Here is a 15,484-nt window from a genome sequence, read left to right as displayed (position 1 = left end):
GAGATCAAGCGGCTCACCAAGGAGTTGGACCGGGCGCGGATGAAGTCGGCCTCGGCGTCGGTGGCGGCCACGGACGACCAGGTGCGGTTGGTCGCGGGCGTCAAGGTGCTGGCGCAGCGCGTGGAGAACCTCGACCGGTCGCAGATGCGCGTGCTGGTGGATAACCTGCGTCAGAAGCTGGGCTCGGGCGTGGTGGTGCTGGGCTCGGTCGCCGACGGGAAAGTCGCGCTCATTGTCGGAGTCACCAAGGACCTGGTGGAGCGCCTCCCGGCGGGCAAGATCATCGGCCCGGTGGCGAAGGTAGTGGGCGGCTCGGGCGGCGGGCGTCCCGACCTGGCCGAGGCCGGCGGCAAGGATCCGGAAGCTCTGGACGCGGCGCTGGCCGAGGTGTATTCGGTGGTCGAGTCCCTACTGAAGTAGCCTTCCCTTTCTCTGGACTTGGCGCGGGGCCACGGTGTATACCGTGAAGTCCGAGCGGCCGGAGGGACCGCAATGGACCGCGTCCGCTTCATAACTCATCAAGGCAAGCAGATCCTGCTGGTGGACTACACCAACTGCACGCGCCAGACCGTGCTCGACATCCTCAAAGAGCGCGAGCGCATCGTGCTGGCGCAGCCCAAGGGGTCGGTGCTGACGCTGGTGGACGTGACTGGCGCACAGTTCTCGAAGGATACCGTCGAAGAGGTCAAGATCGTGGCGGTGCGGGAGCGCGACCGGGTGAAGCGCGCCGCCATGGTGGGCGTGGAGGGCGTCCCCAAGGTCTTGGTCGACGCGGTGCGCAACTTCGCTGCGCGCGACTACCACGCCTTTCCTACCCGCGAGGCCGCCATGGATTGGCTGGTCAAAGAAGACGATGAGGCCGTCGGGGGCGCGCTAGCTCCTCCGGCTGGCTAGAAACAGGACCGAGGTCCCTCGACTGCTCTCAGGCGCCCGCGAGGAACGCTGCCGCGCTCTGAATGACGATGTCGGCCATGAAGTGCGCGACCATGGCCGCTTCCGGGCCTCGCTTCCAGAACAGATATCCGAATGTCACCCCAGCAATGCCGTTGAGGACGAGTGCCCGGACGACGAGAGCTGTGGTCAGGGGCGCCAGGGCCGCGGTGGCCGGCAGGTGGCCCAGGCCGAAGAGCAGGGCGGCCGCGATATTGGCGACCCAGAAAGGACCTGAGGCAAGCGGCGGCGCCGGTTGTCGCGAGACTTTGACCACAAGGTAGGCGAGCGCGCTCAGCACGAACAGGCGCGACAGGATCTCTTCCCCGATGCCGCCGTAAAAGGACGCCAGCAGCCCTTGCCAGGCGGGCGCCGAGAATTGCAGCATCGAGGGCGGCAGATGCCCGCGGAAGAAGAGAAGCTCGAGGGCGAGCACGATGGCGCCGGCGAGCATCCCCAGCGGCATCCCGCCGCGGAGAGCTTGCCGGAAGACCTCACCCGCGCCTCCCGGCTCATAGTCGTGGGCGAACAGCGGCAGACGCAGGCCGAGGCGCGGGGCGAACCAGAGTCCGGCGGCAATGGCCAGTCCAAAGACCACGGCGGACTGCACCAGCTGCAACCCCGCCAGCGCCGACAAGGGGATGGGCAGGGGCTTGGGCAACGGAATCGTCTTCAAGATGGTGAGCACGTACGGCAGCACGGTGACGGTGGCCAGTACGGCCGTGATCCACAGCCGACGAAAGGTGGGCCAGTAAGCGAACGGGGGCGCGGCTGCTCCAGGTTGCGGCACTAGCTTCTCCAGCGGAGCGTGACCGGGCCGGTCATGGGATGCCGCATGGGCTGGCCGGTGCGGCGGGATTCCAGCCAGGCCTTCTTCAACTCGAAGTACCACTTGGCGGGGCGGTCGGCGTCGTCGATGAGCATGAGGCTGGGGTTGTGGCGCAGGCCTTCGGCCTGCATCTCCATGGTGCGCTGGTCCTGGCGGATGAAACGGTTGCCGAAAGCGCGCAGCACGGGAGTGATGGGCAGCCAGCGGAACAGGTTCCAGGCGGCGCAGAAGTCGATGCGGCAGAGCTCGCGGGTGATGGGAGTGACCGTGGTTTGGCTGGAGAACCAGTATTTGCCGGCGCGAATCTGCTCCAGGCGGCGGTTGGGCAGGACGAAATCGATCGTGGTGGTGATGGCCTCGGCCTGGGCGTAGAGGCGCAGCAGCTTGTAGGGCGCGCTGTTGGAGGAGGGCGCGTGCGGGCTCATGCGGAAGCCGTTGGGGATGGGCTCGAAGGCCTTCTGCTTGTCGTGGATGCTGTGGCGGCTGCGCCACCACCAGGACTGATGGACGAAGGGCCCGTGCGCCGGATCCATCAGGCCGATGATGCCGTGGTCGACCGTGGTGGGCATCTCCGCCCAGAGATGGATCATGCGGTAGTGGTCGCTGAAGACGGGAAGCTGGGGCGGCTCGGCCTCGGGGGCTAAAGCCCTTTCTCCTACTGCCGGCTCAACGGCACGAGTGAACTCGGGCCCCTCCGAAAGATGCTCCTGAGAAAGGCTGCGCTCCGAGCGAACTGGTTCTCGCTCGGGCAGGAAGACCCAGAAGTAGCCGTCCTGCTCGCGGCAGGGGAAGGCGCTGGCGAAGATGCGGTCCACCTTGAGCTTGGAGTCGGCGGTGAGCGAGGGAATCTCTTTGCACTGGCCGCTGACGGGCTCGAAGCGCCAGCCGTGGTAGCAGCACTCGAGCAGGCCGCCCGAGTCCAGGCGGCCGTAGGAGAGCGGGATGCCGCGGTGGGGGCAGGTGTCGCGCAGAGCGAAGGGACGGTCGCCGGAGTCGCGGCCGAGGACCAGGGGCACGCCCAAGAGCATGGCCTGCTCCAGATTCCGGCCGCGGAGCTGCGCGCTGCGCAGCGCCGGATACCAGAAGCCGAGGAGCATCACGGCATCCACACTCTGCGGGAGCGCGGCCGTGGCTTCGGAGGTGAGCGGGTCGGGCATGAAAGGCGTCGCCGGATAACTATAGCCGCAGGCGCAGAGGGGGCAAGGGCGGCGGGAGGCCCAAGCCCGGAGTTCATACCTCCAACTTAGGTTTTTATCGATTTTTCTCTGGGTTTCTACCCTGTTCACTCCGTAGATACCGCCGTCGCGGGCCGATTGCTCCCGGTCCGTGTACGGCATATAATCCAGCCACTCTGGAGGAGTTCTCCGTCCGGTTCGGGGGTAGGGTGTGGAGCGGACCGTTGAGGTCCGCGCCTCGGATTACCCAAACCTATGAGAAGAAACCATCTTCTTCCCCTGATCGCGTTCGCCGCCTTTCTGGCGCCGACGCTGCTGCCCGCTTTCCAGGGCGGTGGCATTGTGCCCAGCAAGGAAGGTGGACGGACCATCTTTGTGGACGACTCCACCCCACCGAAAACCACCACCTCAAGAAGCAGTGCCCGACGCTCAGGCCCGCTGGTGTACTGGAGCCAGGCGGAGCGGCGCTGGACGCCTGTGCCTTTGTACACGCCATCGGCACGGCGCCAGGCGCGCTACGCCGCGGCGGACGTCCAGCGCTACATCGCCAGCCTTCCGAGCAGCCGTGGCACGGATGGCGGAGCGGACGCGGCCTCCGACAATCCCGGCTACCGCGGGATCACGCAGGGCCGCTCGGTGACCTCGTCGGAAGTGGATGCCGCCATCGAACAGGCGGCCGCCCGCCACAATGTGGATCCCAACCTGGTGCGAGCCATCATCAAGGTGGAGTCCAACTTCAATCCCCGGGCCCGCTCCAACAAGGGTGCCATGGGACTGATGCAGCTGATGCCGGCTACGGCGGCGAACCTGAACGTGGAGAATCCCTTCGATCCGCAGCAGAACGTGGACGGAGGAGTGCGCCACCTGAAGACGCTGCTGGAGAATTTCGGCGGCGACATCAGCCTGTCGCTCGCGGCCTATAACGCGGGCGCAGGCGCGGTCGAGCGCAACCACGGCATCCCGCGTTACAGCGAGACCCGCAACTACGTGCGTCAGATCACCAGCTTGTACTGGAACGGGGACCCGCAGAAGCTGCGCTACATGGGCAGCTTCTATTCGGCGCCCATCCGGGCGACGCGCGATCGCTGGGGCACACTGGTCTTCAGCAACACGGATTGAAGACAAGGCGGGGCAGGACGGGTCGGGCAGGCGAACGGTGGTTTTGAGGAAGATCCATCCAATCCGCGGGGGAATGTGTCTGGCGGCAGCGCTGGCGGCGCTGCTGGTGTGCCTGCCGGCGGAGGGAAAGAACCCGCGCCGCGGCCGGCAGTTGGCTCAATCGCAGTTCGAAACCGCGCAGCGCATGCGCGAAGCGCTGAACGGGCGCCCGGTCAAGGAGCGCGCCCAGGGCCAGTACGCCCGGGTGATCGAGGCCTACGGGCGCGTCTATCACTACTCTCCCGCCTCTCCGCACGCCAACGAGAGCCTGCTGGCCATGGCCGAGCTGCTGGCCGAGGAAGGCCGCGTCCTGGGCAAGGACGCCTACTTCGAGAAGGCCATCGACCAGTACCGGTTCCTGCGCCGGGAGTACCCGGGCAGCTCCCACCGCTTTGAAGCCCTGTTCACCATCGGGCAGATCTACTGGGAGGACTTGGAGCAGCCGCAGCAGGCCACGGCCACCTTCCAGGAGTTCCTGAAGAGCTATCCCAACCACCGCCTGGCGGAGCAGGCCAAGCAAGCCCTGGCTGAGATCCAGAAGCAAGCCAGGGTTTTCAAGAAGGCGCCGGCCGCCGCCAAGCAAGAGAAAAAGAACGAGCACAAGGACAAGCAGGAGCTGAAAGCAGTCGCCGAGGACACCGGCTCCCCGCAACCGGAGCCGCGCAGCGGGAGGCCGCTGGTCACCAGCATCCGGCACTGGTCCACGCCCGACTACACCCGGGTGGCCATCGACCTGGAGAACGAAGTGCAGTACGAGGCGGGGCGCATCGCCGACCCCGATCGCATCTTCTTCGACCTGCACGATACCAAGCTGGCCTCGGAGCTGGTGGGTAAGACCTTCGACGTGGAGGACGGCTTTCTGAAGAGGATCCGGGTGGCTCAGTACCAGCGGGGGATGACGCGAGTGGTGCTGGAGGTCCAGGACCTGGCCGAGTACTCGGCCTTCCTGCTGCCCAACCCCTACCGGCTGATCGTGGACATCCACGGCAAGGCGCCGGTGAAGACGGAAACGGCGGCCAAGGAGAAGGACAAGCCCGCTCCGGCAGTAGCCAAGCCCGAAGCGGCCACCAAGCCGGAGAGCTCCAAGACCTCCAAGACCGAGGCTGCGCCTTCCAAGGCGGAGATCGCGAAGAAGGCTGAGGCGGAGAGACCCGAGCCTGCGCCGGGCACGGAGAGGGAGGTCAAGGCGACCTCGAAGCCCACCAGCGGCCCCACCTACGAGGCGGTGGCCCCGCGCGGGGAGGGCCAGCGGAAGAGCGCGCCGCCATCCCTGGGGCGCGAGGCGCGGCCCACGGCCTCGGGCGAGCACTCGCTGGTCCGGGCTCTGGGGCTGAAGATCGGGCGCATCGTGATCGATCCCGGCCACGGCGGGCACGACACCGGCACCATCGGCCACGGCGGCTTCACGGAGAAAGACCTGGTGCTGGACGTCTCCCTGCGGCTGGGCCGGATGCTGCAGGACAAGATGGGCGCCGACGTGGTGTACACGCGCGACGACGACACCTTCGTGCCGCTGGAGAGCCGGACGGCGGTGGCCAACCAGAACCAGGCCGACCTGTTCCTCTCCATCCACGCCAACTCCAGCCGCGACTCCGGGGCGCGCGGGGTGGAGACCTACTACCTGAATTTCACCTCTTCGGAGGACGCGCTGGAAGTGGCGGCGCGCGAGAACGCGGTCTCGGAGAAGTCGATCCACGAGCTGCAGGACCTGGTGAAGAAGATCGCACTCAAGGACAAGATCGAGGAGTCGCGCGAGTTCGCCTCCGACGTGCAGACCGCCCTGCATGCCGGCATCTCCAAGAAGAATCCCGGGGTGCGCAACCGGGGAGTGAAGAAGGCGCCGTTCGTGGTGCTGATCGGGGCCAATATGCCCTCCATCCTGGCCGAGATCTCCTTCCTCTCAAATGACACGGACGAGCGCAAGCTGAAGACGCCGGAGTACCGGCAACGCATCGCCGAAGCCATCTACAAGGGCGTGGCCAAGTACGTGGACGGGCTGAGCGGGATCAGCCTGGCCTCCGGGTCCAAGTCGGCCCGGAACGCCAACCAATAGCCCGCCCGTCACTTTCCCGCCCCGGCGTAGAATCTTTCCAGAAGGGCCGGTTGTCCAATGTAGGTATGGAGAAAGACGGCCCCTCCCAGAGATGAAGACTGCCCGATATCTCGCACTGCTGGTGATGGGGCTCGCCGGGCTGGCGGCGGCGCAGGCGGGTCCCGCGCTGCTGCCGGCGGAATTCTCGGGCTGGCACAAGTCCCTGCCCAGCCGGGTGAGCACCGAGGCGGCCGCGGCCGAGCCGGCGCACGCCGCCGTCCTGCGGGAGTTCGGATTCACCGACTTCGAGGATGCCTCCTACACCCGCGGCGACCGCAATATCCAGGTGCGGGCGGCGCGCTTCGGCGACGCCACGGGCGCCTTCGGCGCCTTCACCTTCTACCAGCAGCCCCAGATGCAGGCCGAGTCCATCGGCGACCAAGCGCTCTCGAGCGGCGCCCGAGTGCTGTTCTACCGCGGCCACGTCCTGGTGGAGGTGAAGCTCGACCAGGTGACGGCCATGTCGGCGGCCGACCTGCGACAGCTGTCCGAAGCCCTGCCCCAGCCGCCACCGTATGCCACCCGTGGCCCCAGCCTGCCCCAGTATCTGCCGGCTGAGGCTCGCGAGCCGCACTCCAGCCGATACGTAGTGGGCCCCGCCGGACTGGCGGCGGTGGGAGCACCTCTGCCGGCGGAGGTCCTGGACTTCAGCCGCAATCCCGAGATCGCGATTGCCACCTACCGGACGGGCCAAGGCAGCGCCACCCTGATGGTGATTGCCTATCCCACGCCGCAGATCGCCGCCGAGCGGCTACGAGCCGTGGCCGCCTACCGGCCGCCGCCCGCCCCGGGAGCTCCCGAAACCGGGCTGGCCTTTATGGCCAAGCGCACTGGCCCGCTGGTGGCGGTGGTGGCCGGGGAGGTCTCGACCGAGGAAGCCAAGGCGCTGCTCAGCCAGGTGAACTACGACGCCGACGTCACCTGGAACGAGCGGACTCCCAGCCAGAGGGACAACATCGGCAACCTGATCATCGGCGTCTTCGAGCTCATCGGCGTCCTTCTGCTCTTCGCGCTCGTCATCGGGATCTCCTTCGGCGGGGTGCGCATCCTGGCCAAACGCCTGTTCCCCGACCGCGTCTTCGACCGCGCTAAGAATGTGGAAATCATCCAGCTGAACCTGCGGGACTGACCTGGGCCCCCCGGCTACTAAGCCGTTCCCTTGCATGGATTTGCGCTGTAAAATCCGGCGGTTTATGACACTTTTTGTCAGGCAGGTTGACTGGTTGGGTTAATTTGTTAAGTTATTGAAAACAAAGACATTTATTATAGAAAAACTACTTGACACCCCACGAGCCCCCTCATAAGATTTCTCCAGAAAGTTTTGACGGAACACTTTACCGTTGGAACTATTCTCCCTAGAAAAAGGCCGCCCGGTTTCCGGGTGGCCTTTTCATTTTTGCCGTCGAAAACCAAACGCAAGGTCCTTCGCCCGCTGACGCGGGCTCAGGATGACAAGGCGTAGGGACTCTACTCGTAGCGCAGGGCGTCGACGGGATCGAGCTTGGAGGCCTGCACCGCGGGATAGATGCCGAAGAAGAGTCCGACACTCATGGCCACGAGCACCCCGGCGGCGACCGCCCAGAGCGGCACGGCGGAGGGCAGGTTGGGCAGCAGCCGGTTGATGAGGAAGCTGATGGCCATCCCGGTCAGAACGCCGATGACGCCGCCGGAGCCGGTGAGGGTCATGGCCTCGGTGAGGAACTGGAGGATGATGTCGCGGCGGCGGGCGCCCAGGGCCTTGCGCACGCCGATCTCGCGGGTACGCTCGGTGACCGACATGAGCATGATGTTCATCACGCCCACGCCGCCCACCAGCAGGCCGATGGAGCTGATGGCAATGGTGAGCAGGGCGACGTTGGCGGTGATGTCGCGGAGCTGGTCGGCGATTCGCTGGGCGCTGGAAATGCCGAAGGTGTCGGGCTGGTCCATGGGGACGCGGCGGCGCTGGCGCAGCAGTCCGCGAATCTCGTCCTCAGCCACGTCCTTGCGCCCGGGATAGGCCAGGGCGGCGATGAAGTGCTCGTCGTCGTTGGGGTTGTGCTTGCGGTAGGTGCGGTAGGGGACCAGGGCCTGCACGTCTGACCCCTCCCCGCGCAGCACGTTGCCCTTGCGCTTCTCCAGCACCCCCACCACCTGGTAGGAGTGGCCGACGATGAGGAGGGTCTTTCCCAGGGCGTCCTCGCCGGGAAAGAGCGAGCGGTCCAGGTCATAGCCGATCACCACCACCTCGGCGCGGTGCAGGTCCTCGGCATCGGAGAAGAAGCGGCCCTTGGCGATGCGCGCCTCCTCCACCTGCTGGTAGGAGGGGAGGGTGCCGTTGTAGTTGACGTCGCTTTCGCGGCCCTGGTAGCGGGCCTCGGGGATGGGGCGCGGCCCCTGGCCGACGCGGGGGAAGACGATCACCGAAACGTTCTTCACCGACGGGCACAACTCCTTGATGGCCAGGCCGTCCTCGAGGGTGAGGGGCTTGCGGCTGCGCTCCTCGGCGCTCAGCCGCCCGAAGTGGATTCCCGGCTGGAACTTGAAGATGAACAGGGTGTTGGAGCCGAACTGTTCGAGCGATTCCTGGATGTCGCGGTCCAGCCCCACCAGGATGGAGCCCACGGCGATGACCGCCGTCACCCCGATGACCACGCCCAGCACGGTGAGGAACGACCGCACCTTGTGGTTGCGCAGGGTGTCGAGCGCCATCAGCGAGTTCTCGCCCAGATGGAGGCGGATCATGGCCGCGGACTCCGATCAGTTCTCATAGCGCAGGGCCTCGATGGGGTCCAGGTCCGCCGCCCGGCGCGCCGGGTAGATGCCGAAGAACAGGCCGACGGCGGTGGAAACGGCCAGGGAGACGATGACCGCGGAGAGGGGGATGGCCATGGGCACGGCCGTGGTGGCGCCGACCAGGGCGGAGAGGCCCGCCGCCAGCAGCACTCCGATGGCCCCGCCGATGCCGGCCAGCACCGCCGACTCCACCAGGAACTGCAGCAGGATGTCGCGCTTGCGGGCCCCCAAAGACTTGCGGATGCCGATCTCCCGGGTGCGCTCAGTCACGCTGGTGAGCATGACGTTCATGATGACCACGCCTCCGATGACCAGGAAGACGGAGACCACGCCCACCATGGTGCTGGCGATGGCGGCGGTGAGCTGCTTCCACAGGTCCATGACGGTGGAGGCGGAGAAGATGCCAAAGCTGTCCTCCTCGCCGGTGACGAGGTGGCGGCGGCCGCGCATCAGGGTGCGGGCCTCCTCCTGGGTGCGCAGGCTCCAATCCGGCCCGCGCGACTGGATGTTGATGGCCATACTCCGCTGGTTCGAGCCGTAAATTTTCAGGAAGGTCTGGATGGGCATGTAGACGAAATTGTCCTGGCTCTGGCCGAGGACGGTGCCCATGGGTTTGGCGACGCCCACCACCTCGAAGGGACGGCCGTCGATGAGCAGGGTCTGGCCGAGGGGGTCCACGTCGGGAAAGAGGCGCCTGGCCACGTCGGCGCCGATCAAGGTGATCTGGGAGCGGTGGGTGTCGTCGGGATCGGTGATGTAGCGGCCGCTGGCCGGCTCCTCCACGTCCATTTCGCCGATGTTGGCGGTGACCCCGCGCACGTCAATGTCCTCCATGCTCTCGTTCCCGGACTTGACCGTGCCGGTGCGGCGGCTTTCCAGCCCTACCCGCAGGGGCAGTTCCAGGTTGTCGCGCAGGTCTTCGTAGTCCTCCCAGGTGATGGGGCGGTTGCGGCGCAGCGCCTTCACGAACTCCTTGCGGTCGGGGATGATGCCGAACTGGGTCACCAGAAAGACGTTGGCGCCCATGTTGGCTACCCGGTCGGCGATGTAGCGATTGGTGCCCTCGATCAGCGCCACCACCAGGATCAGGGTGGAGACGGAAAGGATGATGCCGAGCAGGGTGAGGAAGGTGCGCAGCTTGTGGGCGCGGATGGTCTCCAGCGCGATGCGCGTAGGCTCGCGTAAAGGAAAGCTCTTGGGCAACCCGGGGAGCATCTTCTGTCCAATACGAACCGTAGGGGAAAACAGTTCGCAAGAACAGCTTATCAGGAAGCCAGCGGCCCGGACTGCCGCGGGGGGCCAGAGGAACCGGCGAGGACCCATTTCCCGTTGACCTGGCCCGCCCCCGGCGCTAGGATGGCCCCCTCAAACCGGCCTCCTGGGCCCAAGGCCAGAGCGAGCATGAAACTGCACGACACAATCAGCCTAGTCCTGAAGTCGAAGGGCGGCCAGGTCTTTTCCATCGAGCCGGAGGCCAGCGTCTATCAGGCCATCGAGCGCATGGCGGAGAAGGGCGTGGGCGCCTTGCTGGTGATCTCCGGGGACAAGCTGGTGGGCGTGCTCTCGGAGCGCGACTACGCCCGCAAGGTCATCCTGAAGGGCAAGATGTCCAAGGAGACCCAGGTGGGCGAGATCATGACCGGCAAGGTCATCACCGGCTCGCCCAGCGACACGGTGGACGAGTGCATGCGCGTCATGACGGACCACCGCATCCGGCACCTGCCGGTGGTGGAGGACGAGCGGGTAGTGGGCATGCTCTCCATCGGCGACCTGGTCAAGTGGATCATCTCCGCCCAGGAAGCCACCATCGACAACCTGCACAACTACATCGCCGGGAAGTATCCGGCGTAGCCGTTTCTGGACGATTACCCCAAGGATTGCTTCTGTCATCCTGACCGAGCGGCGAGCGCATGCGACGCCGCGAGTCGAAGGAGCCCTATAGCTTGGCGCCTGGCGCGGGGGTAGGGGTCCTTCGTCTCTGCCCATCGCTCGCCTGCGGCGGGCTCGGGCTTCGCTCAGGATGACAGTCGCGACTACTACTTCATGGCCGCGAAGAGTTTGTTGAGGCTGTCGCGGGCGTCGCCGAACAGCATCATGCACTTCTGGTCGTAGTAGAGCTCGTTATCCACGCCGGCAAAGCCGGGACGCATGCTGCGTTTGAGCACGATGATGGATTGGGCGCGCTCCACCTCCAGGATGGGCATGCCGTAGAGCGGGCTGCTCTTGTTGTTGTTGGCGGCGGGATTGGTAACGTCGTTGGCGCCCACGATCAGCGCCACGTCCGCCCCGGCGAAGTAGGGATTGATCTGCTCCATCTCGTAGAGCTGGTCGTAGGGGACGTTGGCCTCGGCCAGCAGCACGTTCATGTGCCCGGGCATGCGGCCGGCCACGGGGTGGATGGCGTACTTCACGTCCACGCCGCGCTTCATCAACAGCTTGGCCAGCTCGCTCACGCCGTGCTGCGCCTGGGCCACCGCCATGCCGTAGCCGGGGACGATGATCACCGAGCGCGCGGTCTCGAACAGCACCGCGGTCTCCTCCGGGGTGATGCTGCGCACGCTACCCTTGGCCTCCCCTGCCGGCCCGGCGGTTTTCTCCGGCAACTTGCCGAAGGCGCCGAAGAGCACGTTCATGGCCGAGCGGTTCATAGCACGGCACATGAGGATGGAAAGCAGGAAGCCGGAGGTCCCGTCGAGCGATCCGGTGATGATCTGGATCTTGTTCATGAGGACGAAGCCCATGGCAGCGTCGGCCAGGCCGCCGTAGGAGTTCAAGAGTGCGATCACCACGGGCATGTCCGCCGCCCCGATGGGCACCACCAGCAGGAGGCCGAAGAGCAGCGCCAGCGCGACCATCACGTAGAAGAGCATAGTGTTTGAGGGATCCAAGATCAGATAGACGAGCAGACCGCCGATCAGGGCCAGCAGTGCCGTGTTGGTGAGGTTCTGCCCCTTGTAGGTGATGGGCGCGCCGGGCAGCAGCTCCTGCAGCTTGGCGGCGGCCATCAGGCTCCCGGTGACGGTCAGGCCGCCGATGACCACCTCAAAGCCGATGGCGGTCATCTTGACGTGGTCGAGCACTCCGGCATGCCGCGCGAACTCAGAGATGCCGATGAGCGTCGCGGCCAGCGCGCCCATGGAGTGGGAGAACGCGGTGCGCTGCGGCACCGCTGTCATGGGGATCCAAAGGCCCATGCTGGCGCCGCCGATGGTGCCGATGGTGAGCCCGGTCAGGATCCAGCGGTAGTTGACGATCTCCGGGTGGAAGAGCGTCCCCAGGATGGCCATCAGCATCCCGAACTCGGCCAGCCACATGCCCTTGCGGGCGTACTTGGGCGAACTCAGGCCCTTCAGCCCCAGGATGAAGAGGATGGCGGAAACGATGTAGAAGTAGCGCAGCGCCCCGGCAGAGATGGCCTCGGTCACCGCCGCGTGGTGAGCCTTGGCGAACCCGAGCCAGTGGGTGAGCGCGAAGATGGCGGCGAGCAGAACCGCCATTCCCAGTGCCTCGGGAAGGCCCTGAGGCCATTTCCGCTGCTTGCCGCTTTGCTGCTCGCCGGTCTTGAACATGCGCAGCATGCGGTCGGTGATGAGGAAGCCCCCGACCACGTTGGTGGCAGAACAGGTGACGGCAAGGAAGCCGAGCGTGGTGCTCAGGCGGTTGTAATCGGCGCCCGCCACCACCAGCGAACCGATGAGCGAGATGCCAGAGATGGCGTTGGTGGCCGACATCAGCGGCGTATGCAGCAGCGGCGGAATGCGGGTGATGACGTGGTAGCCGAGGAACCCCGCCAGGATGAAGATGTAGAGCCCGATCTCCAGTTCCGAGGTCACAGGATCGCTTTCCTCTGCGGACTCACAGCCTTCAGCTCCCGGCCTGCGGCTGAAGGGCCTTCTTCACCACTTCGTGCACGATCTCGCCCTGGTGCGTGACCAGAGGGCCGCGCGTGAGCTCGTCATTTAAATCGAGCTGGATCTTCCCGTCCTTCAGCAGATGCGCCAGGAAGTTGGTGACGGTCTTCGCGTACATTTGGCTGGCGTGGAAGGGCAGGGTGCTGGGGAGGTTGAGCGGCCCGAGGATGGCGACGCCGTGCCGGACCACGTCCTCGCCGGGCTGGGTGAGGGCGCAGTTCCCGCCCTGTTCGGCGGCCAGATCTACGATGACGGAGCCGGGGCGCATGCCGCGCACCATCTCCTCGGGGATGAGCAGCGGTGCGCGCTGGCCGGGGACGAGCGCGGTGGTGATGACCACGTCCGCCGCCATGACGCTCTGCCCCATCAGCGCCTGCTGCCGCTTGTAGAAGTCCTCGGATTGCGCCTTGGCGTATCCAGTCTTGTCCTCGGCATCCTTGGTCTCCAGCTCCAGCATGACGAACTTCGCGCCCAGGCTCTCCACCTGCTCCTTCACCACGGGCCGCGTGTCGTAGGCGGTGATCACCGCGCCCAGGCGCTTGGCCGTCCCGATGGCCTGCAGGCCGGCCACCCCGGCGCCGATCACGAAGACGCGCGCCGGAGTCAGCGTGCCCGCGGCGGTCATGAGCAAGGGGAAGAGCTTGGGCAACCGGTTGGCGGCCAGCAGCACCGCCTTGTAGCCGGCCAGGGTGCTCATGGCACTGAGCGCGTCCATGGACTGGGCGCGCGTGATGCGCGGCATCAGCTCCATGGAAAAGGCCGTCACCCCGCGCGCCGCCAGCGCTCGGATGCCCTCCAAGTTGGAGTAGGGCTGAAGGAATCCAATGAGCGTGGCACCGGACTGGATCTTGCCCACATCTGCGGGAGCGGGGGGCTGGACCTTGAGCAGCACATCCGCACTTTCGAGAGCGCCCGCTTCCAGGCGCGCGCCCTTCTCCGCGTAGGCGGAATCCAAGAACCCGGCGGCTTCGCCCGCGCCCAGCTCCACCACGACTTCCAGGCCCGACTTGGTCAGTTTAGGGACGAGGTCCGGGACCAGCGCCACGCGCTGCTCGCCCGCAAGCGTCTCTTTGGGTACTCCCACGACCATAGGCGCCGGTGTGGTACAGCATCCTACCGTCACCCGGGGCGCAGTGCGCAGCATTTTTTTCGCGTGCCGGCCCGGGGTCGAACTTTACGCCCTGCGCCTATGGAATTAGAATCGAAGAGGTTCTCGCCCGCGCGCGCGAGCCGACGTAGCTCAGTTGGTAGAGCAGTCGATTCGTAATCGACAGGTCATCGGTTCAAGTCCGATCGTCGGCTCCAGTTCCTGGCGCCTCCGCGCAAACGCCCTTCCGCACAGGCCCAACTCTCCGGCAGCCGCTACCCTACCGAGCTGAGCAACATGGGGGCGCCTAGCCTGCGGCCATACTGCGGGCGGTACCGCTCGGTGTTGTATAGGGATGCGACGTCCACGCGCCGCGGGCCCAGGCCAGGATCAGGCAGGGCGGTGTGCGAGTAGCGGCCTCCCTGAATCGCAACCATCCCCTCGGTGACTCCATCGGAGATCAAGTCGAGCGCCAGGTTGGCAAAGGTGGTGGCGACCAGCTGATCGACCGAGTCGGGATCGCCGCTCCGCAGGTCATAGGTCAGGTCGCTGGTCATGGTTTCCTCACCGGTGCGGCGCTTGATCTCCGCTGCCAGGGCATGGCCGATGTCCACCTTCTTGCGGTGCCCGTAGGCATCGGATTCCCCGAAGTCGGCCACCTCCTGCCCCTGCCACACGGCGCCTTCGGAAACCACCACCAGCGCGTAGTTGCTGGGATTCTTGCGCTTGTCTTCCACCAACAGGGAGCAAAGCCGCTCCAGGTCGAAGGGATATTCCGGGAGGAGGCAGCGGCTCGAAGTCACATAGCCGGTGTAGAGGGAGGTGAAGCCGGAGTCGCGGCCGAAGATGCGGAAGACGCCGATGCGCTCGTGAGACCCCAGAGTGGTGCGCTGGCGCGTGATCAAATCCTTGGCGCGGGTGATGGCGGTGGAGAACCCGATGCAGTACTCCGTCCCGCGCACGTCGTTGTCCATGGTCTTGGGGATGGCGATCAACGGCATCCCGGCGTCGCGCAACACCGAGGCAAAGCTCAGCGTGTCATCCCCTCCGATCACGATCAGGCAGGCGATGCCCAGTCGCTCCAGGTTGCGCAGCACGATGGGAGTGAGGTCGTAGGTGTCGTTCGCCGCTTCCTGCTTGCCGAGGTCGGCCTGGGAAAGGTGCGAGGGCGCCTTGGACTTCTTGACGTGCAGCGGGTTGGTTCGCGAGGTGTGCAGGATAGTGCCGCCGCTGCGGTCAATGGTGCGAGTGTTGCCCCGCGTGAGGAGCAACAGGTAGGCGGGGTCCAAATCCTTCGCGGGGTTCATGTGCGTCAGGCCTTCCCAACCCTTGCGGATGCCGATCACCTGCCTCCCCATCTCGCTGGCGCGATACACGGCCGACTTGATGACCGAGTTCAGCCCGGGAACATCTCCGCCGCCCGTCAGAATGCCGATTGTGCCTTTGGCTGATTGCATTGCCTTCTTAATATACTTGTACCCGAAGCTCGATGGTCGGCTCTAGTGTGCTGCAGGATCCGCGCCGAGG

At 65.9% G+C, this 15,484-nt stretch carries 13 protein-coding genes and 1 tRNA gene; 7 read left to right on the top strand and 7 right to left on the bottom strand.

The genetic code is table 11. The features are described 5' to 3' along the window. The coding region (locus VGQ94_02015) for a DHHA1 domain-containing protein (GenBank protein ID HEV2021279.1) at positions 1-420 on the top strand (420 nt) is incomplete at its 5' end. Positions 421-492: 72 nt separating this feature from the next. After that, positions 493-894: a hypothetical protein gene (locus VGQ94_02010; protein ID HEV2021278.1), complete on the top strand. Its 402-nt coding sequence runs from the start codon at positions 493-495 to the stop codon at positions 892-894. Between the two features lie 28 nt (positions 895-922). Here VGQ94_02010 and VGQ94_02005 read toward each other — a convergent pair whose 3' ends face one another. Next, positions 923-1,720 carry a CPBP family intramembrane glutamic endopeptidase gene (locus VGQ94_02005; GenBank protein ID HEV2021277.1) on the bottom strand — a complete coding sequence of 266 codons (798 nt, stop codon included), beginning with the start codon at positions 1,718-1,720 and terminating at the stop codon, positions 923-925. Beyond that, positions 1,720-2,916: a Rieske 2Fe-2S domain-containing protein gene (locus VGQ94_02000; protein ID HEV2021276.1), complete on the bottom strand. Its 1,197-nt coding sequence runs from the start codon at positions 2,914-2,916 to the stop codon at positions 1,720-1,722. Before VGQ94_02000 ends, VGQ94_02005 begins: the two co-directional genes overlap by 1 nt. A gap of 273 nt (positions 2,917-3,189) precedes the next feature. Here VGQ94_02000 and VGQ94_01995 point away from each other — a divergent pair, with 273 nt between their 5' ends. The 3 genes from VGQ94_01995 (at position 3,190) to VGQ94_01985 (ending at position 7,313) form a co-directional block, all read left to right on the top strand. Continuing rightward, complete coding sequence (locus tag VGQ94_01995) at positions 3,190-4,053, top strand: lytic transglycosylase domain-containing protein (GenBank protein ID HEV2021275.1); 864 nt, start codon at positions 3,190-3,192, stop codon at positions 4,051-4,053. A gap of 73 nt (positions 4,054-4,126) precedes the next feature. Next, a complete protein-coding gene (locus VGQ94_01990; GenBank protein HEV2021274.1) occupies positions 4,127-6,145 on the top strand; it encodes an N-acetylmuramoyl-L-alanine amidase in 2,019 nt (672 codons plus the stop codon). Positions 6,146-6,236: 91 nt separating this feature from the next. Next, positions 6,237-7,313, top strand: a complete 1,077-nt coding sequence (locus tag VGQ94_01985; protein HEV2021273.1) for a DUF6599 family protein — start codon at positions 6,237-6,239, stop codon at positions 7,311-7,313. 338 nt (positions 7,314-7,651) lie between these two features. Here VGQ94_01985 and VGQ94_01980 read toward each other — a convergent pair whose 3' ends face one another. Beyond that, entirely contained in the window at positions 7,652-8,908 is a 1,257-nt protein-coding gene (locus VGQ94_01980; protein ID HEV2021272.1) for an ABC transporter permease, read from the bottom strand. Positions 8,909-8,923: 15 nt separating this feature from the next. Next, positions 8,924-10,162, bottom strand: coding sequence for an ABC transporter permease (locus tag VGQ94_01975; GenBank protein HEV2021271.1), 1,239 nt, complete (start codon positions 10,160-10,162; stop codon positions 8,924-8,926). Positions 10,163-10,360: 198 nt separating this feature from the next. Here VGQ94_01975 and VGQ94_01970 point away from each other — a divergent pair, with 198 nt between their 5' ends. Continuing rightward, on the top strand, positions 10,361-10,810 hold the full coding sequence (locus tag VGQ94_01970; protein ID HEV2021270.1) for a CBS domain-containing protein: 450 nt from the start codon (positions 10,361-10,363) through the stop codon (positions 10,808-10,810). Between the two features lie 185 nt (positions 10,811-10,995). On the opposite strand, the gene VGQ94_01965 is transcribed toward VGQ94_01970, so the two are convergent. Both VGQ94_01965 and VGQ94_01960 read right to left on the bottom strand, forming a co-directional pair. Then, positions 10,996-12,792 carry an NAD(P)(+) transhydrogenase (Re/Si-specific) subunit beta gene (locus VGQ94_01965; GenBank protein HEV2021269.1) on the bottom strand — a complete coding sequence of 599 codons (1,797 nt, stop codon included), beginning with the start codon at positions 12,790-12,792 and terminating at the stop codon, positions 10,996-10,998. A 31-nt stretch (positions 12,793-12,823) separates the two neighbouring features. Further along, positions 12,824-13,960, bottom strand: a complete 1,137-nt coding sequence (locus VGQ94_01960; protein ID HEV2021268.1) for a Re/Si-specific NAD(P)(+) transhydrogenase subunit alpha — start codon at positions 13,958-13,960, stop codon at positions 12,824-12,826. Between the two features lie 139 nt (positions 13,961-14,099). Here VGQ94_01960 and VGQ94_01955 point away from each other — a divergent pair. Continuing rightward, positions 14,100-14,175: transfer RNA gene (locus VGQ94_01955), tRNA-Thr, on the top strand. Between the two features lie 57 nt (positions 14,176-14,232). Here the strand turns inward: VGQ94_01955 and VGQ94_01950 are convergent. After that, a complete protein-coding gene (locus tag VGQ94_01950) occupies positions 14,233-15,414 on the bottom strand; it encodes a 6-phosphofructokinase (GenBank protein HEV2021267.1) in 1,182 nt (393 codons plus the stop codon). Positions 15,415-15,484: the final 70 nt, after the last annotated feature.

The sequence above is a fragment of the Terriglobales bacterium genome, assembly GCA_035937135.1.
Taxonomy (GTDB): domain Bacteria; phylum Acidobacteriota; class Terriglobia; order Terriglobales; family Acidobacteriaceae; genus DASYVL01.
Note: the sequence above shows the minus strand (reverse complement) of the source record. Positions and strands in the feature narration are given on the sequence as shown.